Source organism: Chryseobacterium sp. CCNWLW53 (genome assembly GCF_037083525.1).
In the GTDB taxonomy this organism is placed as follows: Bacteria; Bacteroidota; Bacteroidia; order Flavobacteriales; family Weeksellaceae; genus Chryseobacterium; species Chryseobacterium lathyri.
Genome location: NZ_JBAOJR010000002.1, coordinates 580,101 through 604,905, shown reverse-complemented (window position 1 = coordinate 604,905; position 24,805 = coordinate 580,101). Strand labels below are relative to the sequence as shown.

Sequence of the window (24,805 nt, the reverse complement as noted above, 5' to 3'; positions counted from 1 at the left end):
TCCAGCCTAACTCAGGCAAAAAAAGTTTGGCTTAAAATGCATTTTTTTTCTGCTTTTCTTCTATCAATCTGATTTTCTTTGCATTTATAATAAAAAATAACGGCTTTTATTAAGCGAATTAGGACTTCTAGAGCATTATTTGAATATTTTTCCATCCTTTTATCTGGCCTATTTATTCTTATTCCAAAGTTTTAGGTGCTCTCGAATTCCGGAAAACAGATATTCGTTACGTTGCACTGCGAAAATATATTAACCAAAATAACTGTTCCTGATAAATTAACAGGAATTGTATCCCTTTTGAATGCAATAATCTTCTAATTTTGAATAAAAAAGATTCATGAATATAATTTCAAAATTTACAGTGGGTTCTGAAGAAGGAATTTCTGATCTTATAACCATTATCGATTCTTCGGTTTACACCTTGCATAAAGAACTTATTCCTGAAGAAGATATCAAAAAATACATCGCCGGCAATATTGATCCCAGAAAAATGATCAATGACCTGAATGACCTTTCCAACCAGCTTATTATAACGTATGCAGATGATCAGCCTGCCGGTTACAGCATTCTTAAAAGCGGTTCCGGCCATCCTGCCCTGCCGGAAGGGAAAAAGGCTACAGAGATCAGCTTTGTGATCCTTTCGGAATTTGATTCACCGGAAACCAGACAGTCACTCTGGAAAAAATGCAGATCTGCAGCCAGTTTCACCGATATATTATGGCTCAATATGATGATTCATGACCCACTTTTAGAGTTTTTTAAAGAAGCAGGTTTCACCATTATTGCTGATGCTACAGCCGGACCTTTTCAACTGCCGTCGCATCTATTAAAACTGGACATCAAATAATTTCCCAGACTTGTGCCATTTAAAAATAATCTTACTTGATCATACTCCTTTAAAATAATATTAAATTAATATTGCTTTTCGTATCTTTGATTTTTATAATTTCTATATTATGAGTGATCAGCTGGAAACTATTGAAGATTATTACAGACGCGTCCGAAAGAATCAGGTAAAAATGTTTGATTCTGATGATTTTGAAACAGGAAAGTCGCATTTCAATGTTTCTATGCGGAGGTATTGCAGCTTTAAAAGTCCGTATAACCGCCGTGATTATTATAAGATAAGCTTTATTCTGGGAAAAGGCACATTTCAATATGGATCTCATGAATTGTATATTGACCGACCTGCCCTCTTTTTTCCTTCGCCTAATATTCCGTATTCATGGGAATGCGACGGTGATCTTCAGGAAGGGTATTTTTGCCTGTTCAATCAGGAATTTTTCAGTGGAAATACTGAATTCAATCTGTTTAAGAAGACTTCTCTGTTTAAAGAATGGAGCAAGCCAATTGTTTTTTTAACGGATGAACAGACCCAGCTGGCTACCCTTTATTTTGAGCAGATGTATAAGCTGAATAATTCAGCATATCCTTTCCGGTGCAGCAGTATTAAAAGCCACCTTGCCTCTGTGATGCACCTCGCTTTGGAGAACCGTGTGGATGATATCAATCCCAGTGAGCTTCCGGCTAATATCCGTTTATACCGCCTATTTGATGAGCTTCTTAATAAGCAGTTTCCATTGGATTCCCCGGCATATCCGCTGGCTCTGAAAACCGCTTCTGACTTTGCAGATCAGCTTAATGTACACGTTAATCATTTGAATTCATCGGTAAAATCTGTCACTCAGCTTACCACGACTCAAATTATTAAAGATAGGGTATTTGAAGAGTCCAAAAACCTGTTAAAATACACCAACTGGGATATTGCTGAAATAGGATATACCCTGGGATTTGAACAACCTTCCCATTTCAATAATTTCTTTAAAAAACATGCAGAGGTTTCACCCTTAAAATTTAAAAATGCATTTTAAATCTTTGATTTTTGTAATTTTTACTTTGTCTTTTAAAATTGAATTTCTGTATTCCCGGCTTATTTTTGCATAGTAAAATAACGAATGAATATGTTGTTGAAAGAAGCATCTGAAAAAAGAATCAGATTAATAACCATTATGGCTTTTGTGTCGATCCCGCTTTCCGGGTTTGTCACTGATATTTATTTACCATCATTCCCATCGATGGCAAAGGAGATGCAGGTCTCTGAAAAGGATATCCAGATCACTTTAACGTCTTACCTGCTGAGCTACGGGATTTCACAGCTTTTTGTAGGGGGAATCCTGGACAGTATCGGGCGCTACCGTCCTAAACTGGTCGCATTATTCCTATTGATCATCAGCAGTATCCTAATTACAATGACCGACAGTATTCTGCTGATCTGTCTGCTCCGTATTTTGCAAGGGGCAGCCGTTTCCGTACTGGTTGTTGCTACACGGGCTATTTTTGTGGATCTCTATGATTCTGAAAAAGTAAAGCATTATCTGAGCTATTTCACGATCGTCTGGTCGTGCGGGCCTATTCTGGCTCCTTTTCTGGGCGGTTATCTGGAAAAACTGTTTAACTGGCACGCCAATTTTCATTTCCTGGCTTTCTATGCGGGAATGCTGTTTTTATTTGAATGGTTTTTCAGTGGTGAAAGCTTACCGGAGAAAAAGAAACTTAATCTTTCCGAAAACATCAGCCTGTATAAAATGATGCTAAAAAACAGGATCTTTATGCTGGGAATTTTCATTTTAGGACTAAGCTATTCTATTGTAATGCTTTTCAATATTACGGGTCCTTTTATCATTGAAAATACCTTCCATTTTACTCCAGTGGTTATCGGGTACTGTACCCTGATTTTAGGATTTTCATGGATGATTGGTGGTTTTATAGGAAAACGGAGACTTAAACTTGATTTTAAGGAAAGAATTTTACAGCCTATCATTTTACAGCTGATTCTGATTACCGGACTAATTGCGACCAGCTTCTATGCGGAAAGCCTTTTCATTATGATTCCTTTTGCATTTTTTATTCATATCTGTTCCGGGATTTTGTTTACGTCATTTTTTACAACCAGTATGCTTTATTTTCCTAAAAATGCGGGAACAGCAGGTGGACTGATGGGCGGACTAGTGTACGTGATTACTTCTATTACAAGTTTTATTATTTCGGTCAGTGGAACTGTCACGGAACAGGATGGTCTTGCCTGGCGTTATCTGGCGATTGCCATTATACTTTTGGGAATTATCCTGGTCATGCACCAAGCCGTCAAAAAAGAACAAGCAGAGAATTAATCTCTGCTTTTTTATTTTTTCAATTAAATATTATAAAAATGGCTTATTCCCAGATCTATAAGCATTCTTACTTTTTAATGAAAGCAACGGCATCTACTTCTATCATCATATCATCCAGTGCCAGTCTGGGAACCGGAATTAAAGTACTTGCCGGGAACTTTTTATTTTTCCATATTTTCTGCATTTCCTCTGTCCATATTTTAAGTTTCTCCTGATCATGATCAACAATTAAAACCGTAATTTTAAGAACGTCATTAACTCCTAACTGATAATCGGCAAGTACGGTTTCCAAGTTTTCCAGAGAAAACTTGACCTGAGTCCTAAAATCTTTAGAAAGATGATGTTCCAAGCCTTCTCCTCCACTTTGTCCGGATATAAATACATATTTCCCCTCAACTTCATTCGTTGTAGCATGAGAAAAAGCAAATGGCGCCGGATCAAAAAGACCTTTCGGATTTTTGTGGACGACAGCAGCCAAATTAGTTGCTTTTTTTGGTTTATGGTGATTTGTATTTTGTGAGAAAGCCAAAAATCCTACACAGAGAGTGGATAAATTCAATACTAAACTTTTCATGATATCTATTATTTGTTCTAAAATATTGAAGCAAATTTAGATTTCAATATTTTTAGAAAAATAAACATATGTTGACGTTTTTAGCTTTTATAGACGGTATATTTACCAGTTTTTTTGGGTAATAATAGCAATACATGATCTGGCATATATAGTGGGTACACTTCATAAATAAGAAGAGCAGTTTAAAGTAAAAAGCACAAATGCAATTGATTTTCTTATCTTAACTAAATATTACAGATTCTCATAAGTCTGATCTATTAAAAAAGATACCGCTTTTTTGATTTTATCACGGCCGTCATCAGTATTAAGATCTATACCGCAAAACACACTGCCATTTACGGATGCATACATGTTCAGGTAATAAAGTCCTGAAACTAAAATGGCCGCTATTGCACGGAAATCCTGCGAACGTTCTCCGAAATGAGGATCGATAACTAACTTAAAAAGAGTTTCCCCGTTTTCTTCCTGCATATTGGTCAGCTTTGTCAGGGATTTCCGGGATTCAGACAAGCGCCACAATAAAAGTTTCTGCAGCTCCTTGTTGCTGCGCACATAGTCAAATTGCTGCAGTAACATTGCCTCAGTAAATGCTTTTCCTCCGTCTTTTGGATCGGGCATCATTGTATCGGTGGTTACATTACTCCAATAATCTTGAGACCGGATATATTCATCCATCAAACCATCCATACCGCCAAAATAGGTGTAGATCATTTTTTTATCTACTCCGGCTGTAATTGCGATATCATTTATCTTTAATGCCGCATATCCTTTCGTTTTCAATATCTTTCCAACGGCATCCAAAAATTTCTTTTTACTTCGTTCCTTGTTCCGGACACTGCCTGCTGCTGATTTTCTTTCCATAGCTAAACATTAGATTATACAAGTTTAAGAAAATTTTAATTATTTTAGACACTGAATAGTGTCTTGTTTTGTATATTTGCACAAACTAAACCATTCTATATATATTTAACACAATTTAGGTTGAAACAACTAAAAAAAATTCATAGCGCACCATGGTATATTTTAAGGCAAAACAGCTTTCAGATGATCCTATCGCAAAATGAGTCAGTTTATTTCCTCAGTTTAGGAATGCATCAAAAACAATGAGGGTGAAATGATGAAGACCGTTACTGGGGCATTAAAAATTATGATTTCGAATCTAAACAACTAAGGTAAAAACACTAAATGTGGACAGCATCATTTAACTTCTAATGATGCTGTTTTTGATTTTAAAAAGTAGTCAACATTTAATCTGACAGTTACAATTAAACTGAATAAATTAAAAAATTGTAAACCAATAAATACCTACTGACACCTACTTGTCACAGCTCCATTCTATTTTTGTAGCCTAATTAAAAATCTTCAACAATGAATTTAGTATCAATACGTATTATCACGGCTAATATTGAAAATTTAGTACCATTTTATGAACAAATAACAGGAATACAGGCCATACAGTATACTCCCGATTTTGCTGAACTGAAAACAGCAACAGCAACCATTGCTATCGGAAGCGTGCGAACACTGCAGTTTTTTGGTGGAGAAGGTTTGATACAAGCTGCTGAAAACCGTTCTGCAATCATAGAATTTTTAGTTGATGATGTAGAGAAAGAATTTGAACGCTTACAAAATTTTCTATCTTCTTCTATTATACAGGAGCCAACCACGATGCCGTGGGGGAACAAATCATTATTGTTCAGAGATCCTGATGGCAATCTGGTGAATTTCTTTACCCCTTTAACAAAGGAGTCAATAAAAAAATTTATAGCTAAAGGATAAAAATAAAAAGTGATCATTTAAAAATGATCACTTTTTAATTATACTAGGCCTGCCGGAGGTGCCAACTTAATGGAAAGTATACTTTATATAAATAATTTGGTGTTAATTTTTATCTGTCAGCCTCCAAAACACAGACCTGGATTACCGCATTACCGAATATTCTTTCTTATTTGAAAGCACATCCAGCATTACTTTTGCAATTCTGGCTCTTTCATCTTCCGAAAGATTAGATCCTGAAGGCAAGCATAAGCTATTTCCGAACAGATTCTCTGCAACTTTTCCTCCGTAATAGGGTGCATCTTTAAATATAGGCTGCAGATGCATCGGTTTCCAGATTGGACGGGACTCGATGTCATCCTTCAGAAATGCCAGTCGTAAATCTTCGTGGTTTTTTGATGTTTTTGTTTTTGCACCCTCAACTGTAATAACGGATAACCAGTGATTGCTGTAAAAATCTGAATCAGGTTCTGAAAATATTTTTACTCCTTCTATATTTTCACAGAGTTCTGAATAAAAGCTATGCATTCTTCTACGGCCTTCTACCCTCTCATCCAGCACTTCCATTTGTCCTCTTCCGATTCCCGCACTGATATTGCTCATTCTATAATTATATCCAATTTGAGAATGCTGATAATGTGGGGCATTATCCCTTGCCTGTGTAGAAAGGAATACCGCTTTATCTTTGTCTTCCTGGGAATGGCATACCAATGCGCCTCCTCCGGAAGTCGTAATAATTTTGTTTCCGTTGAATGACAGGATACCGAAACGGCCAAAAGTTCCGCAGGCTTTTCCTTTATATCTGGAGCCTAATGATTCAGCGGCATCTTCAATTAAAGGAATGTCATACTCTGCAGCAATGGATAAAATCTCATCCATTTTTGCCGGCATTCCGTAAAGGTGAACGACAATAATTGCTTTGGGCTTTTTGCCTTTTGAAATTCTGTCTTCTATAGCTTCTTTTAAAGCGACCGGACACATATTCCAGGTATCTTTTTCGGAATCTATGAATACGGGAACAGCTCCCAGATAGACAATAGGATTAGCAGAGGCAGAAAATGTCATAGACTGACAGATAACCTCGTCTCCATGAGTGACATCGCACTCAATTAATGCCAGGTGTAAAGCAGCAGTTCCTGCAGAAAGTGCAGCTACTTTTACATCTTCATTTAAGAATAACTCCAAATCTTGTTCAAAACCATCAACATTCGGCCCTAAGGGTGCTACCCAATTTGCGGCGAATGCTTCTTTAATGTATTTTAATTCGTTTCCACCCAAATGGGGAGAGGACAACCATACTTTTGATTTCATATTTTACTATTCTAAATTTTACTAAATATTTAAACTTCTACTTTTTATTACTTTACCCGGATTACCTACTACTGTAGCGCCATCCGGTACATCGCTAATAATGACAGCTCCGGCACCAATAGTGCACCATTTGCCAATTTCTATTCCCTGTATCACGCTGGCTCCGATTCCAATATGGGTTCCTTCCCCTACATATACGTTTCCTGCCAGTGCGACATTTGGAGATATATGGACAAAATCTTCGATAACACAATCGTGATCAATAGAAGCATTGGTATTGATAATACAGTGTTTCCCTATCCTTACTGCTGCATTTATAGTCACACCAGGCATAACGATAGTTCCTTCTTCGATTTTTAATCTTTTAGATAGTATTGCTTTGGGATGAAGGAGGGTAACATAATTGAAATGCTCACCCCGATTAACTACTCTTTTCCGTAACCTGTTGTTTCCTATAGAAATAAGCACTTCTATATCATAGGGCGGAGCTTCGTGAATAACAGTATAATTCAACACTCTCTCCTTCGACGGATTTTCGTCGATATAGGCTTCAATATTATAACCGCATTCTTCGGCGATTTCGGCCACTACTTTACCATGACCACTTGCTCCGTATAAATACATATTCTGTCTACATTTAATTTAAATTAATTATTTCCTGTAAAAGCCTCTACCGTGGCCTGATCAGCCTGGTTTATGCCTTCCTTTTTTATTACTTTTTTTAAAGTAAGGAACATCACTTTGCAATCTGTTGCAAATGATACATTCTCTATGTACCAAATATCTAATTCAAATTTCATCGTCCAGGAAATGGCATTTCTCCCATTTACCTGCGCCCAGCCTGTAATGCCAGGGCGTATATTGTGTCTTCGTTTTTGAGATTCATTATATAAAGAAAGGTAATGCGGCAACAGAGGTCTGGGACCTATAATCGCCATGTCTCCTTTCAATACATTAATTAACTGTGGAAGCTCATCCAGGGAAGTCTGACGTATAAAACTTCCAACCCTTGTTAAGCGTTCCGAATCGGGCAGGTAATTACCTTGTCCGTCTTTTTTATCATTCATTGTCTTAAACTTGATGATATTAAATATCTTCTCATTTAACCCAGGCCGTGCCTGCAAAAAGAATGGTTTGCCCTGATTTGCGAAATACAGCAAGACCGTGACAATAATGAAAACAGGTGACAACAAGATCAGCCCTATTAACGCAATCAGAAAATCTATAACCCGTTTTAAAAAAAACTTATACACGGTAATCTTTTTCTTTAATTAGTTTTTTGTATTCACTCAATAAAGCGTTCCAGATAACAGACTGCTCATAACGAGATTCGATCATCGGCCGGGCATTCATTTTTAATTTCTGATAATAATCTGTGTCCAATTTCATTTTTCTCATTGCTTCACTAAGCTTTTCACTGTTTTTGACCGGAACTATTGCTCCATTTTGGTCTTCTATAATAATTTCGTTGCATCCGTTGATATCAGAAACAATGCTTGGTAATCCCATTGCTCCCGCCTGCATCACTACATTTGGAAACCCTTCCCGGTAGCTTGGAAAGGCCAATGCATCGGAAATAGCAAAATAAGGACGTACATCTTTCTGAAAACCTACCGATATGATATCCGGGTTATTTTCAATTTCTCTTAATGTATCCGGATGCAGAGGATCCAGCTCCTGTTCCAGTGGGCCAACCAGTAATAATTTGGACTGGCGCTGTGAATTTTCTTTCTTGTTTATGTGAGAAAAGGCTTTGACCAATTCGTTAATTCCTTTATCCCCTACCAAACGTCCTACAAAGACAAACACAAAATGTGCATCTTCTATATTCAATTCTTTTTTTAAAAGATCTTTCTGTGCTTGTGTCACCTGGTCAGTCGAAAAATAAGAAGTATCAATTCCATTGGACGACCCATTTCCAATTACTTTTATTTTGCTTTTATGAGTATAATTATTCTGCAGGATGTATTCATATAGCCCTTTTGAGTTTGGATATACCTTTGTTGCAGATGCATATGTTAATTTCTCTACGAAGTTTAGAATTTCACGTTTCATACCTGTTACTTCCATCAATGGCAAACCTGCTATGGTATGTAATCGGTGAGGAACTCCAGCCAGCTTTGCTGCCAACATACCTACTATACCGGCTTTAGGTGTGTGCGTGTGTACGATTTGTGGCTTTTCTTTTCTTAAAAGCTTATAAGTACTCCATAAAGATTTAATATCTTTAACTGGAGTAATCTGACGAGACATATCAATAGCAATGACTTGTATTTCCTCATCATTTTTCACCTCATCCAATTCTTTTCCAGGCGAAGAAACTCCTATTACTTCAAAATGTTCTGACATAAATCGATGCTGCCCCTTTAATAATATTTTTAAAGAAAGCGGAATTGTTGTTATGCGAATTAGTTTAGTTTTCAAATCTTTAAATATTTAGTTCTATCATCTTCTACTCCTTCGTAACTAACCCCTTATATTTTAAGGCGTTTTATTACCGAGTTTTTAATGCATATCTATTATGCTTTGAATGAGTTTTAAAATCTAACCTCATTTCACATGAAATTTGGTTCTGAAATCAATACTGCTTTCAAACTAAATAATTTCCGTTCTGTCTTTGTGTATTTTTTATAGAGGCTATTTATGCTATCTAATTGACCTGGAAACAAGTACAATAATCCGTACTTCTATTAAGTCTATATATCATAACGCTCTCCAGATAATCATTTGCAGAAATATCTTAATGATTCTTTAATTCTACTCTGATTTTGTTTTATAGCTGCACCCATTAATATGTGAACTTGCTACTGTCTTTAACATGTTTTAAAAGCGATTCTGTAGAACTATCAATTTTGTTATTGATATTAAATTTATAGTTGTTCATTTGAATCATAGGATATAATCCAAACTGTTCTCTTTTTTCAAAAGGTTTTGCAACATTACGAGTAACAAACTTATCCACTTTAAAATAACCTTTCATCTCTTTAATATCTGGTTTGTTTTTATATCCTGCAATATAAATTCCTGTATTGGAGTTTTCAACGGAAATATTGCTGCAGGAAATTGTAACCGATTTTGACATAGTTCGATTACCATATTGTCCTAAATGCAAATCTATACCTACATTGGCGTTATTTATTTTTACATTATCAATATTGATATTTTCCAAATCATTAGAGCTGTCATCAGGTTCAATATCAATACCAGCCATAGGATTTGTTCCATCAATGTTTGCAATTAACAAATTTTTTATAAATACATCTTTACCTCCAGCAATTGTTATTCCATTTCTTCTAACATTGTTTATAATCCCACCCATAATGTTAATTTTTTCCGTTTCTAATAATTTTTCTTTGGTAATACCTGATCTTATATTCCTCATAGTTTTGACCAATACAATCCCATCACCCCAGCAATCTGATATATTGACATTAAAAATATCAATATTTCTTGAGCCCCTTATATCAATACCGAATCCCCATTCACCTTTAGAATCCAAATGTTTTTCACGATCACCTATTAATGTAGGGTTGTAAATTTTAACATTTTCGATACCATGTAAGCTAATGATCTGGTATCTTACATTGGCTGTTGGTTTTAATATTAAGGAAGAGTTTTTCTGAAAATAGATCTGTGAATTGGATTGTGCAAAAATTCCACTAGTCATTAATGGGAAGTTTGGCATGATGACTTTATTATTGGCATCAATAGCTTTTTGAATATAAGTTGTATAATCAACAGTTCCGTCTTTCACATAACCCTTTGGAAGTACTGTTTCAACTTTGAAAAAATCATCCGTTTGAACAGCAATATTCTGAGTTACTATTAATGATTTATCAATGAATACCTTATCTCTTCGTTGAGAGCAACAAATGATTGAAAAGGTTAACAAACTCAATATTAAAAATGATTTTATAATTTTCATAACAAATCTTTTATATTATTTTTCACAATTCTATATTTACCGCTACCTTCAACAGGAATTTCATTAACATAATGTAAATGTATTTTCATAGCATTCCCCACTCTGTCTTTCCAATTTCCTATAAATACTTTTTCAATTTGTTTTGAATAGATTTCTTTATCAATAACGACATATAAATCCAACTCTTCCAATTTGTTCTGTACAGCTTGAAATCTAATAATTCCCTTTGTATCTTTTAAGGTATTGGAAACATTTCCCAAATTGATTTTTCCGTTTTCAACGGAATAGATAAAGTCATCAATTCTCCCTAAAATTTCTTTTACCAGAGGATTGTTATTTCCACAGCTGCATTTTTTATCCGCATCTTCAAGGGTTATTGAATCCCCGATATCATATCTTACCAATGGAGTAGCAGACGTTGTAAATGAAGTGACCACCAGCCTTCCGGACTGCGCAGGCTGATTATTTTCATCTAAAACTTCAAAAACCCCAGTCTGCAATTCTAAATGAAGATTTCCTTTTACGCACTCAATGATAAAAGGAGCGCCTTCAGAGGAAGCATATTGATTGTAAAGTTTTGTTTTAAAAAATTTCTCAATATAGTATCTTGTTTCATCGGTAATGGTTTCTGCCGTTGGGAAAACCGCTTTCACGGCATTTTCCGGAAAGTCGTATCCGTTAGCTATGCCATATTTGGCAATTTCCAGGATGGTAGAGGGAAATCCCACAAAATATTCCGGTGTGAAACGGATAAGATCTTCCACATAATATTTAAGATAATCATCCTTGATATGGAATGTGGAATAGTAACGGACATGATGTACAAAATCTGTCTTCCAGAATATTTTCTTTTTAACATCGCTATCCGTCAATAAATTTTTACCGGAGAACCAGGCCGTCTTTTTGCCCAGTTCGTACCCGAATCTGGATCTGAAATCATCTAAAAATGCAAATCTCTCCTGACTGTCTCTGAAAAAGAACTTCACTTCCAGGGATTTTCCTGTAGTCCCTCCTGTTTTGGATTTTTCTAATTTTTCTGAAGTTTTTACCGTAATGGCATCAATATTATTACGGAGCACTTCTTTATTAACGATGGGCAGGCTGGAAATATTTTCTATTAATTCAGCATGCTCGATATTTCCGATCGTTTTTTTATAATAATCCGAGTTTTGGGTTACAAATTCTATGAATTGTGCATACCTGTTTTTCTGATATGCTTTTAATTCTTCTAATGATAAATGGCGGTTTTGTTTTTTCTCTTTCCTGAAATTCTGGTATTCGCCGCCATATCTTCTTTTGTAGGCCTGCCTGTTATAGGCATAGACCAAACAGTTCTGAAGAAAACCGGGTAATATTTTATATACTTTCTCTTTCATTAAAAGCCTTGTTTAATCATTAATTTAGTAAAGTTTCCAAAATCCATATTCTTCAATAATGAAGCATATTTTCTATAGAGTAAATTTTTTAAATATTTTTTCTCGTCTATAGATTTTACTGTAGAAAAGTCCAGATGATAGATGATGGATCTTGTTACATCTGACTTTCCTCCGCTATTGTTTTCTGCCTCCTGCAGGTATAATTCCGTCACTGCAGGGGAATAGGCTATTCCAAATTCTCTGGCCAGTCTCGCCCACAGATCCATATCTTCTCCTCTGGATAAGCGTTCATCGAATGAGTTGACTTTTAATAAAGCTTTTTTACTCACACATACACAGGAGGTATGGATTACTCCTTTTTTAAGAACTATTTTGAAATAGTCTTTGACCAATCCTTCTTTAAGCTCATCCTGTTTTCTATTATCAACAATGTTTCCTGTACCATATTTTCTTGCAAAATTGGTCACAAAAACATCTGCATGGTCCTTATATCTTGTAATCAGCTTACTAATTTCTTCCAAATGATTGGGCAGCCATTCGTCATCAGCATCCAGAAACGCAATGTATTCATACCGGGATTTTTCAATTCCGGCATTACGGGCTGAAGAAACACCTCCATTTTCTTTATTAAACAGCTTCACTCTTGGATCATCTATTTCACTCACGATGTCCGGACCTTTATCTTTGCTGCCATCATTAACAATAATGATTTCAAAATGCTGATACGTCTGATTCAGCACTTTAAGGATGGTTTCCTTAATATATTTTTCTTTGTTGTACAAAGGGATTACTACTGATATCATTATTTTAAATTAAATATTAAAAACAAGAAGAAACAAATAAAGAATACTCCCAATAAATTGATAAATCCTATTTTTCTGTTGGTCTGCGTGTATGGATACATCAGAAAAGGAATGAAGATCCATGACAGGAAACCAAAACGGTCACTGAATGCTGCGGAGAACATCAGAAAGAAAAAAGCCGATGTAAGCATATACGTTACATAAAACCTTTTATACTTTAACTTCTCCTCTATATTTTCAATATTTTTAAGGGTATAATACCCAATCACCGCAAATATGGTATTGAATACAAAAAAGTTCAGTCTGAACCCTGTTTTGTACGCTACTTTAGCCCCTTTTGCATAATACTGATCCAATCTTTCCTCTACCAGAATATTCAGTACCGGGATCTTCCCTAAAAGATCATTAAGATTAAAATTCACCAATGACAGTATGGTAGCCACAATGTAAATGGAAAATATAACCTTGAGGTTATTGATCTTGGTAGACATTAAGAAAACCACAATAGGGATGATAATGGAAGCATGGTTAAAAAATGCAATGATGAAAAACACAATGGCTAACCACTTTTTCTTATCAAAATAGGTTACGGCCAGAAAAAAGAAAGAGAAAGCAATCCCCTGTCTTGTCGTGTTGATCCCCATTGTTTTAAAGAAGAACATACTGACCACAATAAAGAAAATTAGAAATCTGTTTTTCTGGGTCAAATTTCTTATCCCTACAATAATTGGCGTTACGTATAATATGGCATTTAATGTAAAAAATGCTTTATAATTGTCACTCAGCTTACGGGCCAGCATGGAAACAAAGTAAATTCCTATATCCTTGAGTTCACTTAAAGATCTTACCACTTTAGCTCCGGTGAAATAGATCAGTGATCTTTCTGAATCCGAGCCTACTTTCTTATCCCGGAATCCGATCAGTAATATCATAACCAATGCAAAAAATATTAATAAAAAATTCTGAATTTCATCAGAGTTTTTTCTTCTGTAGATATATTCATTAATCAAAATGACAGCAAAAAGTGCTACACTTAAATAAACAAGTGTAAATCTTAAATTAAATGCATTTATAATGGCGTCCATTTCTCTGTTTCTACAATTTCTGCATGATACGGTCTAATTCCAGATCATAATTATAACTGTTATAAAATGATTTGGCATTCCTGGAATATTCCGTATAATTTTCCAATATGCTGTGCAGGGTTTTAGCGACCAGATCTTCTTTCTGAAAATCAATGCACTCTCCCATTCTGCCAGCTGCAACCGTATTTATAAGCCCCGGAATATCATTCCCGATCATTGGCATAGAAAAATTAGAAAACTCCCATAATTTGTTCGGTGCACAAAATATATTGTTCAAAGAGGAGTGATCATACGTTAATATACCAATATCCGCATGGCTGGTTACATGCAGATGATAAGGAGGCGCTACAAACGGAATATGGATGATGGAAGGACAGATGGTTTTGAGTTTTTTCAAATAGTCTGTTTCCTTACCCATAATGATCAGTGCAAAATCTTCTGACTGATTGATGTAGCGGCAAATTCCTTCGAGTTCTCTTTCAGGAAAAATAACTCCCTGATAAATAATTTTCTTTTTATCTTTTACAGGTTCTAACAGCTTTGACAGTTCATCCGTCAAAGGAAGATTTCTTTCAGACAACTCCGAATACGGTTTATTCAGAATAACTTCCGGTGTTTTGGCCAGCTTCCACCAAACCCGAAGTATATTCGCTCTGTCCAAATTGGAACAGATGACGAGCTTTGCATTTTTAGCAAATTTTTCAAGGCCTTTGATGTACCTTGGCGCGTAATCAAACAGCTCGTATAGATTAAGCACATAGTTCAGGGACAACAATTTATTCCCCAAAGCCAGGGTGGTATCTGCGGCCGGAATCCAGATCAGTTTATCCTGATATCTATTCTCATTAATAATTTTCCAGAAAGTCTTTCTGATCTTAAACCAGTATAAAAACTTGTTGGATGAAGGTTTTATATCCGTTAAATGAACTTTGTCGCAAAGACTGTTCAGCTCGTCGATCAGGTTTCCTTTTTCAAAGCCTAATACCAGATGAATTTTATAACCGTTTTTATTCAGATACTTTATAAAAGCCAATAAAGGAGGGTAATCTGAAACGCAGGTTTTATGAACTATTACAATTTCTTTATTCTCCATTAAATCTGCTGTTATATTTTTTTACAAATTGGTTCAACATCTCATCTGCTTTTGATCTGAGCTCTGAAATGTATTTCTGATGATCTTTTTCCAGATCTGACTGTACTAAATCATTAAGCTTCGGAATATCAAAATCATTATTCCATAAGGCAAATGACGGAATCTGCTGGGTAAGAATCCTTAATTTAGGCTCTATTTCTACGCAGATCACTTTCTTCCCTAACAAGCCGGCAATGATGGCTCCATGATAACGCGCCGTAATGAATGTGGAAAATGAATTTAAAATTTCTATAAAATCATTGATTTCCATGGTTTCCGGATTCCAGACTATACTTTTGTAATCCTGTATCCTTTTCATCCATTTCGGATCTTTATCTTTTGCAAATACTATAAACGTAACATCAAGTTGCGGATTGGAATTGACAAAACTGATCAGCTGTTCCTGATAATCCGCCGCACTGTTCTTCCACTCCCAGTCTCTCACGATAATTCCTATTTTGTTGGAATCTTCAATCTGTGGGACGTTTTGAATATATTTATTAAAACCGGAGGAAAATACCACATCAGCTCCTAAGAATGATTGGATATTCCAGTCGTTGCAATAATCATAAGAAACCTGATCTCTTACTCCTGTAAAAAGGGAATCTTTCAACTGATTCTTTGCAAATTCTATAGCCTGCATGTTATTGTTAAACGGCCCTAATCCGAAGCCCAAAAAAGCTTTTTCAGAATGGGTTACCGCTTCATTTCTCGGTCCAAGCTTCTGCAATACTTTTTTTAGTATTTTAACCGGACTTTTGGATATATTATTCTTTAGTTTGGTTTTAAGTGTAGATTTTTCTATAAAAGAAAAAAACTGCGTTCCTCCACCATAGACCAAAAGATCATCTTTCTGATTATTATTGTATGAAGAATCACATAAAAATTTAGAGACATAGCTATTTTCAGCTCCTATAAAATTCAGGGAACTGTTTTTGATATTGGCTTTGATGAAATCCTCAAACACGATCATCAACAAATCATCGCCAAAATTACTGTCACCATATGCTCCTTTTATTGATATATTCATTATATTTCCGGCTTGATATTTTTTAATAATTTATTTTTCAAATAAATTGCATCTTCAGATTTTAATCTGTAATAATGTTCTGCATCTCTTGATTTAATGACCTGGCAAGGATTTCCCACGACAATGGAAAGCGGCGGTATTTTTCCTGAAACCACACATCCGGCACCTATGATGCATCCTTCTCCAATCTGGCTTCCGGGTGTAATGATTACATTTCCCCCGATCCATACATTTTCGTCAATTTTTACTTTTTTGAATTCAAAAGTTTCATCATAAGGAATAAATTTTGAATCCCTGAACTTATGATTAGCCGAATGAACGGTTAAATTCGGGCCAATGATGACTCCGTTACTGATTTCAACTTCTCCAAGTCCGTTGATATCGGCATTGGGACCAATATATACGTAGGAACCAATGGAAATCCTGTCAGGATACAGCAGCCTTATATTGGGATTTATATCATTAAGCTCACCAAAATGTTTTAATCTTTTTTTGGTTTTATTAAACTTGATCTGATCGAGAATTCTATTTAATTTTCCAATTAAAAACATGATATCGCTTTTTTGATTAATAAAATACTTAAGTAAGTAACCACCGGTAAAAAGATGATGATAAAAAATTTGATATTAAAAATCTCTTTTTTATATATATCAATATACCGTAACAGTAAAACCACCAGAAATCCTAATAAAAATGAAATTGATATTCCCTGCAGGCCTATATACTGTATCAAAACAATACTTAATGCTATGGATACAACAGCGCCCAGCAAGGTCGTCAATGTGATTTTTAATGTATTCTTTTCTTTCTGATATTTTAATCCCAAAAAACCAGCAATGGCATTAAATCCTACCCCCAGATACAAATAGGGCATATATTCCCAGGTTTCGAAATACTCTTTGGAGACCAGTATTTTGGTCATCAAAGGGGATAAAATACCCAGCGTAAAGGCCAGGGCCAATTCAAACATGATAAACTTTCCCAGTAATCTATTAAAGGTCAGGTTATCTTCTTCTTTTAAGATCCTATCCTGTAACGGCAGCAGCAAAACAGAATTGATCACCAGAAGCAATGCAGGAAAACGGCTTGCTACCGCATATAATCCATTTCCTTCGGGCCCCATATAATGCAGGATAATAAATTTACTGGCAGATGATATGGCCCACCAGCTCATTAAATTGGGAATCAAAGGCAAAGAATAGGATGCCATAGATTTTATAAGCTCAGGATCCCAATATTTAAATTTGAAATACTGAAGTATTTTCACCTTATACAAAATCAGAATACATGCTACCGTGTACGCTGCAATATTGGCAATAAAGACTCCTTCAACATTTAATTTTAAAACATAAATGAAAACGACATTAAAAACTACAATCAAAAAAGTAGTCAGAATCCCGTTGATCGCAAACTGCTTCGTATTTCCCTGTCCTCTTAAAATGCTCTGCAATAAAGGCAGTAAGCAATTCAGGAAAATTAATACGATAAAATATCCCTCATACTGAAAGCTGTTAAAAAACACATAAATGGAAAAACCAATACAAAAAATAAGATACCCTATACATAGTGTGATAATAGAATTGGTCATAATTTTTGCCTTCTGGTCTTCACTGATGTATTCTTTATCAATTAACCATCTGTACGTAGCATCAGAAATCTGTAATGAAACCAGTGGCGCAAAAAGACTTATTGTGGTAAGCAGTAAGTCATATTCTCCCAATTCTTTTTTAGTGAGAAAATAGGTGTAAAAAGGGACTAATAAAAATGAAAGAATCTTTGATCCAAAGCTTCCTATGGAATACGTCAAAGTTTCTTTAAACATCTTCTTTTTTAGCAGAGAAGATATATTCATTTATTTACTTTTTATAAAATTTACGATACGTTCACATGCCGTTCCATCGCCATAAGGATTATGCAATTCCCTCATGGATTGGTAACGTACGGTATCATTTAACAAACTCTGCGCTTCTGAAACAATTTTATTTTTATCTGTACCTACCAGAATTACCGTTCCGGCATTCACTGCTTCAGGTCTTTCCGTAGTATCTCTCATTACCAATACCGGTTTCCCAAGACTTGGAGCTTCCTCCTGTATCCCTCCGGAATCGGTGATGATGATATACGACTGATTCATTAACCATACAAAGGCAGGGTATGCTAAAGGCTCAATCAATACTATATTATTAACCTCAGATAAAATTTCATACACAGGTCCTTTTACATTGGGATTCAGGTGCACAGGGTAAATAACCTGAACATCAGGATTTGTAACGGCAATTTCTTTTAATGCTTCACAAATATTGATAAATCCCTGTCCATGATTTTCCCTTCTGTGTCCTGTAACCAGTACAATTTTTCTGGATACATCTATGATGGACCTCAGTGTTTCTATTTCTTTATTATCTATATGCTCCACTTTCTCTGAGCTGTAGAATAATGCGTCTATCACAGTATTACCTGTGACCAATATATTCTCTTCTTTAGTGTTTTCTGCCAATAAATTAAGCTTCGACTGTTCTGTCGGGGCAAAATGATAATCGGCAATACGTCCCGCTACCTGGCGGTTCATTTCTTCAGGGAATGGAGATCTCTTGTCATGGGTTCTCAATCCTGCTTCTACATGGCATACTTTAGCCCCGGAATAGAAACTGGCTATACTGGTCGCCATGGTTGTGGTTGTATCCCCGTGCACATATACATAATCCGGATTAAAATCTTCTAAAACAGATTTCAGCCCGGTGATAATATCAGCGGTCAGATGATACAAATTCTGGCCAGGCTTCATCAAATTTAAATCGTAGTCCGGCTTGATATCAAAAAAACTTAAAACCTGATCTAACATCTCTCTGTGTTGAGCTGTAACACAAACTTTAGTGTCGAATGATTCTTCTTTTTGGAATTCCTTTACCAATGGAGCCATTTTTATGGCTTCTGGCCTAGTTCCAAAAACAATTAGATGTTTTTTCTTCATAATTTTAAGTAAGCAAATATTTATAATTTAGCATCGCACTCTTTCAGGATTCCTTTTACATCATAAATGATCCCTTCTTCCTTCAGATAGTGATTCAGGTTGATATCCATAAATTCCTTGTGTGCAACAGTAAGAATAATTGCATCAAATTTTTCATCCGGAATCTCATTGATCACATCCAGGTTGTATTCATGTTTTACTTCTTCAGGCTTAGCCCAAGGATCAAAAGTAGTAACGTGTAAAGCATAATCTTCCAGCCCGTGGATCACATCTACCGCTTTGGTATTACGTACATCCGGACAGTTCTCTTTAAAAGTTATTCCTAAGTTTAGAACTCTGGCACCATTAATCGTAATCTTCTTTTTAATCATCGTTTTCACGAGCTGGGAAGCCACATACTGCCCCATAGAATCGTTAAGACGGCGTCCTGCCAGGATAATTTCCGGGTGATAACCGTTCTCCTGAGCCTTCTGAGCAAGATAATAAGGATCTACACCAATACAGTGTCCGCCTACCAATCCCGGTTTGAACGGTAAAAAGTTCCACTTGGTGCCTGCAGCCTCAAGCACTGCATGGGTATCTATTTCTAAAAGGTTGAAAATTTTTGCCAACTCATTGACAAAAGCGATATTGATATCTCTCTGTGAGTTTTCAATTACTTTGGCAGCTTCTGCAATCTTAATAGTCGGAGCTAAATGAGTTCCGGCAATAATCACAGATTTATATAAAGCGTCTACTGTTTTTCCAATTTCCGGTGTAGAACCTGAAGTCACTTTCAGAATCTTCTCCACGGTATGTTCTTTATCTCCAGGATTAATACGCTCCGGAGAATATCCTGCAAAGAAGTCCTGATTAAACTTCAATCTTGAAACTTTTTCCAGAACAGGGATACATTCTTCCTCGGTAGCGCCCGGATATACAGTAGATTCATAAATTACAATATCTCCTTTTGACAATACTTTAGCCACCGTTTCCGATGATTTATATAACGGCGTAAGGTCGGGGCGGTTATGCTTATCAACCGGCGTTGGAACCGTAATAATATAGATGTTTGCATCCTGGATATCGTTGATATCAGCAGAGCAGTACAATCCATTTTCATTGGAATGGTGAAAAGGGCTTTCCTGTTTTAATATAGCTTTCAATACTTCGTTTTCCACTTCTAAAGTATTGTCTACACCGGTATTCAATTCCTCAATCCTTTTCTGATTGATATCAAAACCTACAACCGGATACTTGGTTGCAAATAATCGTGCTAAAGGCAGACCTACGTATCCTAATCCGATAACGGCAATTTTATATTGTTTTTCCACAAAGACTCGATTTAAACTTGTTTATTTTAAATTTTCCCAATACCAGCTGATAGCTTCTTTTAATCCTTTTTCTATCGTATGAGTAGGCTGGTATCCTAATAATTTTCCTGCTTTTTCAACAGACGCCAGTGAATGCGGGATATCCCCCACACGGTTCGGGCCATAAATGACATTCACATCGGCAATTTGTTCATCGAATTCGCTTAAATATTTTTTAAGGTATCCAATCAGATCATTCAGTGTTGTACGATCCCCGACTGCTGTATTGTAAACTGTGTTCACTGCTTCAGGATTCTCGGTAAGCATGGCCAGCTCATTCATCTGAATGACATTATCGATATAAGTAAAATCACGTGAATAATCGCCAGTTCCGTTAATGGTTGGAGATTCGTGATTGATTAACTGCTTTACAAACAAAGGAATCACAGCAGCGTATGCCCCGTTCGGATCCTGCCTGCGTCCAAATACATTGAAATACCTCAAACCGATGCACTGCATTCCGTATGTTTTTCCAAACACGTCTGCATACAGCTCATTGACATATTTGGTAATGGCGTATGGCGATAACGGTTTCCCGATCACATCCTCCACTTTAGGTAATGATGCAGAGTCACCATAGGTAGATGATGAAGCAGCATATACAAAACGTTTTACCTTGGCATCACGGGCAGCAATCAGCATATTTAAAAATCCTGAAACATTCACATCGTTACTTGTAATAGGATCTTTAATTGATCTCGGAACAGAACCTAATGCAGCCTGGTGAAGTATATAATCTACATTTTCTACTGCTTTTTGGCAAACTTTCAAATCACGGATATCCCCTTCAATCAGTTTATAATTTGGGTTGTTAAGGAAAGGCTCGATGTTGTGACGGTGTCCTGTTGCAAAATTATCTAAGCAAACGACATAATAGCCTTTATTTAAAAAATATTCCGTTAAGTTGGAACCTATAAAACCCGCTCCTCCTGTAATTAAAATTTTATGCATTTCTATGATTTAAAAATTTTCTTCCACCAGCTATTTTTATCCTTGGTCTGACTGTAGCCATAGCCATAGCTGTAGTTATATCCATAACCTCCTGCCCGTCTGGAAACATCGTTAACGACAAAAGATACATTCGTCAATTTAGAGTCTCTTACAAGGTCGTTAGCAAAATCTATCAATATATTTTTTGATACTCCGGATCTTACGACATACAATGTTGCATCTGCTGTATCTGCAATACTCAGTGTATCCGAAACCAGCATAAGTGGTGCGGAGTCTATAATAATATAAGCATACTCAGAAGACATCTGCTCAATAAGTTTCTGATATCTTCCATTAGAAAGCAGCTCCTGAGGATTGGGAGGAATTGAACCCGCATAAATAACATCACATGAAGGATTCGTAGTTGATGTGTGGACTAGATCCTCTACATTTACCGAATCATCATATAAAAATTCTGTAAGTCCTTTTCTTTTGGTAGGTTCATTATCATACCGCTGGATCTGAGGATTACGGATATCCGAACCAATCAGAAGAGCCCTTCCGTTTTTATTGGCTATGGTAAGGGCAAGATTAACAGAGACCAGGGTTTTACCCTCACCTTTTACCGAAGAGGTTACCATAATCACTTTGGCAGAATCTTTTGTAGGCAAAACAAATTTAAGATTGGAAACAAGAACCCTGAATGCTTCAGCCAACTCCGAAAAATCGTTTTTTTGCACCAAATGGTTTTCATTATCTTTAAGTGACGGTATATCAACCAGTACCCCTAATGAAGAACGTGCTTTAATATCTTCTCTGCTGTAAATTTTATCATCCAGCATGAATAGCACATAGAAAATCGCAAAAGGGATTAATATCCCTAGGAAAAAAGCTCCCAGAAAAATAATATCTTTTTTAGGTGACACCGGAATATCTTCCGTAAAAGCAGGATTCACAATTTTGGCTTTCGGTACATCTACCGACAAATTAATTGCGTTTTCCTCTCTTTTCTGCAAGAGAAACAAAAAGAGCTGCTCTTTAAGATTTTGCTGACGTTCTATACCTCTGTAAACTTTAGACTGTCCCGGAACCTTTTCTATGACTTTATTACTACTTGTAATTTGGTTTTGAAGTTGAGCAATACCCGTCTGTACTGTTTGTTTCTGTTCATTGATGTTATCTCGAATGATGTTCTTCAGAGAAGCAATTTCCCTGTTCATTTCAATAACAGCAGGGTTTTCATTGGTTGCTTGCTTGAGGGTTTTATTTCTGCTGATCAGAAGTAAATTATATTGAGAAATAGATTGTTCCAGAGAAGGATTAAGCCCCAAATTAGAAGGCATGAGCTGACTGTTTCCTTTTTGGGCTTCCGTAGCAAGAGAGTTTAGAAGATCAAGCTGGGCTTGCTGCTGAAGAAGAGCTTTAGTATTTTCACTTGTATTCTGTAGAGCCAATTCTGCCTGCGCCTGCAGATCCACAATACGGTTACGGTTCTGGAAGTCTTCCTTCTGATTTTCTACTCCGGAAAGATCCTTCGTAATCACCTCCAGTCTTTTATCGATAAATTCCTGCGTATTCTGTGCCTGCAGATTCTTATCTCTCTGCCCATCAAGGTTATACTGTTTAGTCACTTCATTAAGAATAGCCTCCGATTTTTCAGGAAGAGATGCTATAAGACTGATTTCCATCAACATCGCTTTTTCATCCGGTAAACTAACCTGTATTGTTTTTTCAAGTTTTTTTACTTTTTCAACGGGATTCCAAAAAATGATTTTATATTCTGATTTAGGCATAAGAGCAGAATTTCTTTGCAATACTACTGTTCCAAAATCAAGCTTTACAGGAATATTAAATTTCCCTGTTGTATTTCCTTTTTGTCCATCCTGAAGGGTAAATTCATCACCCTTTATCTTTGTTATAGTATATTGTGAGGAAACAAATTTCTTTTTATTATAAGCTAATATTTTCGCTGTAATAGGTGCGCCTGCAAACAGTTGCCAATCTTTAAATTCTCCGGCATTAAAATATTCTACATTCAGATTAAGGTTTTTCACTACCTGCATGAGTATAGGCCGAGAATTGACTACGGCCGCTTCACTTTTCAGTTCATCAGCATTACCCAAACCTATACCCAGATTATCCAAATCTGCCAAAGCTGAAGAAAGATCACTTGTTTTTTTATCAAATTTAAGGGTAGTCTTTGATTGATACTGAGGAACACTGTATCTAAGATAAATATAAGCTCCTATTATAAAAACAAACATAGATGCTATAAACCATGGCCATTTATAAAGATATTTAGAAATCGTTTTTCTTAAATCCAACTTCTCTTCTTTTGCCTGAAATTCTGTCTGCTGCATATTTATTATCTTGTTAAAGCAACAATAAGGGTACCTGCCGTTAATAATGCACCAATAATCTGGAATGTAAGAGCTCTATTCGGGTTTGTGTTGGCCATAACCTGCTTATTTTTATCCGGCTGCACATATAATATATCGTTTTGTTTCATATAATAATAAGGTGAACTGACTATATCAGATCTTGTCAAATCAACGTTAACAATTTGGTCTACTCCATCATCTCCTGTACGGATAAGTTTCACATTTGTACGATCGCCATAATCAGTCATATCACCTGCTAGACCCAATGCCTGGAAAATATTTACCTTTTGGGAAACACTTTGTTTTTGACCTGGCTCCTTTACTTCACCCAAAATACTTACATTAAAATTTTTCAGAGTAATGGATACCATAGGATCTGTAAGATACTTCTTCAAACGGGATTCAAGGTCCTGTTTCAGTTGTATCTGGGTCATTCCTTTAGCATATACATTTCCTATTACAGGGAAATAGATAAATCCTTCATCATTTACTAAATACTCGCTTGGCTGTACATACTGACTGTTTCCTGCGCCGGAATCACTTCCTACTTTATTGGCTGTATTAAGATTGAAAGGCTTCACAGCAATTTCGTCCAGTGCAGAAACAAGGATCATGAGAACATCCCCCTCCTGAATATGCAGTCCTTGAAATTTTGCCTTACTAACCTCTTCTTCCATATTCTGTTTTGATATATATACCATGTTTTGCTTGGGCTTACATGAAAGTAAAGTAACCGATAACAGTATTATATATGTAATAATAGTTTTCTTCATATGTTATTTAAGTCTATTCGAATTAATACTTATTTTATTAAAGATACATACAACAAAAGATAGAACTAAGTATATTTTACATTAAATATAAATTCACTTATGTATGAAATGGATTCAAATAAAAATATCTTAATTTTAAAAGTCAATTCATTGTGTAGCAATTTTCATTCCGATTGGAAATAAAACAGTAAAAATATTTGATTATTTTTCACTTAT

Annotated in this window: 23 protein-coding genes; 4 read left to right on the top strand and 19 right to left on the bottom strand. The window is 35.8% G+C overall.

The features are described 5' to 3' along the window. Window positions 1–337 precede the first annotated feature (337 nt). From V6R96_RS07730 to V6R96_RS07720, 3 genes are all read left to right on the top strand, one after another. A complete protein-coding gene (locus V6R96_RS07730; protein WP_111958356.1) occupies window positions 338–847 on the top strand; it encodes a hypothetical protein in 510 nt (169 codons plus the stop codon). A 109-nt stretch (window positions 848–956) separates the two neighbouring features. Next, the gene (locus V6R96_RS07725) at window positions 957–1,871 is read left to right on the top strand and encodes a helix-turn-helix transcriptional regulator (RefSeq protein ID WP_336378564.1); all 915 of its coding nucleotides are present in this window, start codon (window positions 957–959) and stop codon (window positions 1,869–1,871) included. A 93-nt stretch (window positions 1,872–1,964) separates the two neighbouring features. Continuing rightward, window positions 1,965–3,170, top strand: a complete 1,206-nt coding sequence (locus tag V6R96_RS07720; protein ID WP_407934754.1) for an MFS transporter — start codon at window positions 1,965–1,967, stop codon at window positions 3,168–3,170. 67 nt (window positions 3,171–3,237) lie between these two features. Here V6R96_RS07720 and V6R96_RS07715 read toward each other — a convergent pair whose 3' ends face one another. Together V6R96_RS07715 and V6R96_RS07710 are read right to left on the bottom strand one after the other, a co-directional pair. After that, entirely contained in the window at window positions 3,238–3,744 is a 507-nt protein-coding gene (locus V6R96_RS07715) for a RidA family protein (protein ID WP_336378562.1), read from the bottom strand. A 231-nt stretch (window positions 3,745–3,975) separates the two neighbouring features. Then, on the bottom strand, window positions 3,976–4,605 hold the full coding sequence (locus V6R96_RS07710; protein ID WP_111958362.1) for a TetR/AcrR family transcriptional regulator: 630 nt from the start codon (window positions 4,603–4,605) through the stop codon (window positions 3,976–3,978). A 507-nt stretch (window positions 4,606–5,112) separates the two neighbouring features. Here V6R96_RS07710 and V6R96_RS07705 point away from each other — a divergent pair. Continuing rightward, on the top strand, window positions 5,113–5,523 hold the full coding sequence (locus V6R96_RS07705) for a VOC family protein (RefSeq protein ID WP_336378561.1): 411 nt from the start codon (window positions 5,113–5,115) through the stop codon (window positions 5,521–5,523). Between the two features lie 141 nt (window positions 5,524–5,664). On the opposite strand, the gene V6R96_RS07700 is transcribed toward V6R96_RS07705, so the two are convergent. The 17 genes from V6R96_RS07700 to V6R96_RS07620 form a co-directional block, all read right to left on the bottom strand. Beyond that, on the bottom strand, window positions 5,665–6,831 hold the full coding sequence (locus V6R96_RS07700) for a DegT/DnrJ/EryC1/StrS family aminotransferase (protein ID WP_111958366.1): 1,167 nt from the start codon (window positions 6,829–6,831) through the stop codon (window positions 5,665–5,667). A gap of 21 nt (window positions 6,832–6,852) precedes the next feature. Beyond that, complete coding sequence (locus V6R96_RS07695; protein ID WP_223559256.1) at window positions 6,853–7,455, bottom strand: acetyltransferase; 603 nt, start codon at window positions 7,453–7,455, stop codon at window positions 6,853–6,855. A 23-nt stretch (window positions 7,456–7,478) separates the two neighbouring features. Next, the gene (locus tag V6R96_RS07690) at window positions 7,479–8,084 is read right to left on the bottom strand and encodes a sugar transferase (RefSeq protein WP_111958370.1); all 606 of its coding nucleotides are present in this window, start codon (window positions 8,082–8,084) and stop codon (window positions 7,479–7,481) included. Further along, window positions 8,077–9,180, bottom strand: a complete 1,104-nt coding sequence (locus tag V6R96_RS07685; RefSeq protein ID WP_336378560.1) for a glycosyltransferase family 4 protein — start codon at window positions 9,178–9,180, stop codon at window positions 8,077–8,079. The genes V6R96_RS07690 and V6R96_RS07685 overlap by 8 nt, the downstream gene beginning before the upstream one ends. A gap of 439 nt (window positions 9,181–9,619) precedes the next feature. Then, on the bottom strand, window positions 9,620–10,756 hold the full coding sequence (locus V6R96_RS07680) for a right-handed parallel beta-helix repeat-containing protein (RefSeq protein WP_223559254.1): 1,137 nt from the start codon (window positions 10,754–10,756) through the stop codon (window positions 9,620–9,622). Continuing rightward, window positions 10,753–12,132 (bottom strand): phenylacetate--CoA ligase family protein, encoded by a 1,380-nt coding sequence (locus tag V6R96_RS07675; protein ID WP_336378559.1) that lies wholly within the window; start codon window positions 12,130–12,132, stop codon window positions 10,753–10,755. Before V6R96_RS07675 ends, V6R96_RS07680 begins: the two co-directional genes overlap by 4 nt. Next, window positions 12,132–12,935, bottom strand: a complete 804-nt coding sequence (locus V6R96_RS07670) for a glycosyltransferase family 2 protein (RefSeq protein ID WP_336378558.1) — start codon at window positions 12,933–12,935, stop codon at window positions 12,132–12,134. The genes V6R96_RS07675 and V6R96_RS07670 overlap by 1 nt, the downstream gene beginning before the upstream one ends. Further along, window positions 12,935–14,020, bottom strand: a complete 1,086-nt coding sequence (locus tag V6R96_RS07665; protein ID WP_336378557.1) for an EpsG family protein — start codon at window positions 14,018–14,020, stop codon at window positions 12,935–12,937. Before V6R96_RS07665 ends, V6R96_RS07670 begins: the two co-directional genes overlap by 1 nt. 10 nt (window positions 14,021–14,030) lie before the next feature. After that, window positions 14,031–15,113, bottom strand: a complete 1,083-nt coding sequence (locus V6R96_RS07660; RefSeq protein WP_336378556.1) for a hypothetical protein — start codon at window positions 15,111–15,113, stop codon at window positions 14,031–14,033. Beyond that, the gene (locus V6R96_RS07655; RefSeq protein ID WP_336378555.1) at window positions 15,103–16,182 is read right to left on the bottom strand and encodes a polysaccharide pyruvyl transferase family protein; all 1,080 of its coding nucleotides are present in this window, start codon (window positions 16,180–16,182) and stop codon (window positions 15,103–15,105) included. Before V6R96_RS07655 ends, V6R96_RS07660 begins: the two co-directional genes overlap by 11 nt. Next, window positions 16,182–16,733 carry an acyltransferase gene (locus V6R96_RS07650; protein ID WP_202089959.1) on the bottom strand — a complete coding sequence of 184 codons (552 nt, stop codon included), beginning with the start codon at window positions 16,731–16,733 and terminating at the stop codon, window positions 16,182–16,184. The genes V6R96_RS07655 and V6R96_RS07650 overlap by 1 nt, the downstream gene beginning before the upstream one ends. After that, entirely contained in the window at window positions 16,724–18,034 is a 1,311-nt protein-coding gene (locus V6R96_RS07645; RefSeq protein WP_336378554.1) for a polysaccharide biosynthesis C-terminal domain-containing protein, read from the bottom strand. The genes V6R96_RS07650 and V6R96_RS07645 overlap by 10 nt, the downstream gene beginning before the upstream one ends. After that, window positions 18,035–19,153: a non-hydrolyzing UDP-N-acetylglucosamine 2-epimerase gene (gene wecB / locus V6R96_RS07640; protein WP_223559247.1), complete on the bottom strand. Its 1,119-nt coding sequence runs from the start codon at window positions 19,151–19,153 to the stop codon at window positions 18,035–18,037. Window positions 19,154–19,173: 20 nt separating this feature from the next. Next, the gene (locus V6R96_RS07635) at window positions 19,174–20,466 is read right to left on the bottom strand and encodes a nucleotide sugar dehydrogenase (RefSeq protein ID WP_223559246.1); all 1,293 of its coding nucleotides are present in this window, start codon (window positions 20,464–20,466) and stop codon (window positions 19,174–19,176) included. Window positions 20,467–20,487: 21 nt separating this feature from the next. After that, on the bottom strand, window positions 20,488–21,456 hold the full coding sequence (locus V6R96_RS07630; RefSeq protein ID WP_223559245.1) for an SDR family oxidoreductase: 969 nt from the start codon (window positions 21,454–21,456) through the stop codon (window positions 20,488–20,490). Between the two features lie 2 nt (window positions 21,457–21,458). Beyond that, window positions 21,459–23,795, bottom strand: coding sequence for a tyrosine-protein kinase (locus V6R96_RS07625; protein ID WP_223559244.1), 2,337 nt, complete (start codon window positions 23,793–23,795; stop codon window positions 21,459–21,461). Between the two features lie 5 nt (window positions 23,796–23,800). After that, window positions 23,801–24,517: a polysaccharide biosynthesis/export family protein gene (locus V6R96_RS07620; protein ID WP_223559243.1), complete on the bottom strand. Its 717-nt coding sequence runs from the start codon at window positions 24,515–24,517 to the stop codon at window positions 23,801–23,803. Between the last annotated feature and the right edge of the window lie 288 nt (window positions 24,518–24,805).

What these genes read in the sequence shown, in the direction of transcription:
- V6R96_RS07630 (WP_223559245.1), bottom strand. Translation starts at nt 21,456, where the DNA reads ATGCATAAAATTTTAATTACAGGAGGAGCGGGTTTTATAGGTTCCAAC.
- V6R96_RS07685 (WP_336378560.1), bottom strand. Translation starts at nt 9,180, where the DNA reads ATGTCAGAACATTTTGAAGTAATAGGAGTTTCTTCGCCTGGAAAAGAA.
- V6R96_RS07695 (WP_223559256.1), bottom strand. Translation starts at nt 7,455, where the DNA reads ATGTATTTATACGGAGCAAGTGGTCATGGTAAAGTAGTGGCCGAAATC.
- V6R96_RS07710 (WP_111958362.1), bottom strand. Translation starts at nt 4,605, where the DNA reads ATGGAAAGAAAATCAGCAGCAGGCAGTGTCCGGAACAAGGAACGAAGT.
- V6R96_RS07645 (WP_336378554.1), bottom strand. Translation starts at nt 18,034, where the DNA reads ATGAATATATCTTCTCTGCTAAAAAAGAAGATGTTTAAAGAAACTTTG.
- V6R96_RS07650 (WP_202089959.1), bottom strand. Translation starts at nt 16,733, where the DNA reads ATGTTTTTAATTGGAAAATTAAATAGAATTCTCGATCAGATCAAGTTT.
- V6R96_RS07665 (WP_336378557.1), bottom strand. Translation starts at nt 14,020, where the DNA reads ATGGACGCCATTATAAATGCATTTAATTTAAGATTTACACTTGTTTAT.
- V6R96_RS07620 (WP_223559243.1), bottom strand. Translation starts at nt 24,517, where the DNA reads ATGGTATATATATCAAAACAGAATATGGAAGAAGAGGTTAGTAAGGCA.
- wecB (WP_223559247.1), bottom strand. Translation starts at nt 19,153, where the DNA reads ATGAAGAAAAAACATCTAATTGTTTTTGGAACTAGGCCAGAAGCCATA.
- V6R96_RS07680 (WP_223559254.1), bottom strand. Translation starts at nt 10,756, where the DNA reads ATGAAAATTATAAAATCATTTTTAATATTGAGTTTGTTAACCTTTTCA.
- V6R96_RS07715 (WP_336378562.1), bottom strand. Translation starts at nt 3,744, where the DNA reads ATGAAAAGTTTAGTATTGAATTTATCCACTCTCTGTGTAGGATTTTTG.
- V6R96_RS07730 (WP_111958356.1), top strand. Translation starts at nt 338, where the DNA reads ATGAATATAATTTCAAAATTTACAGTGGGTTCTGAAGAAGGAATTTCT.
- V6R96_RS07625 (WP_223559244.1), bottom strand. Translation starts at nt 23,795, where the DNA reads ATGCAGCAGACAGAATTTCAGGCAAAAGAAGAGAAGTTGGATTTAAGA.
- V6R96_RS07655 (WP_336378555.1), bottom strand. Translation starts at nt 16,182, where the DNA reads ATGAATATATCAATAAAAGGAGCATATGGTGACAGTAATTTTGGCGAT.
- V6R96_RS07725 (WP_336378564.1), top strand. Translation starts at nt 957, where the DNA reads ATGAGTGATCAGCTGGAAACTATTGAAGATTATTACAGACGCGTCCGA.
- V6R96_RS07675 (WP_336378559.1), bottom strand. Translation starts at nt 12,132, where the DNA reads ATGAAAGAGAAAGTATATAAAATATTACCCGGTTTTCTTCAGAACTGT.
- V6R96_RS07660 (WP_336378556.1), bottom strand. Translation starts at nt 15,113, where the DNA reads ATGGAGAATAAAGAAATTGTAATAGTTCATAAAACCTGCGTTTCAGAT.
- V6R96_RS07700 (WP_111958366.1), bottom strand. Translation starts at nt 6,831, where the DNA reads ATGAAATCAAAAGTATGGTTGTCCTCTCCCCATTTGGGTGGAAACGAA.
- V6R96_RS07670 (WP_336378558.1), bottom strand. Translation starts at nt 12,935, where the DNA reads ATGATATCAGTAGTAATCCCTTTGTACAACAAAGAAAAATATATTAAG.
- V6R96_RS07705 (WP_336378561.1), top strand. Translation starts at nt 5,113, where the DNA reads ATGAATTTAGTATCAATACGTATTATCACGGCTAATATTGAAAATTTA.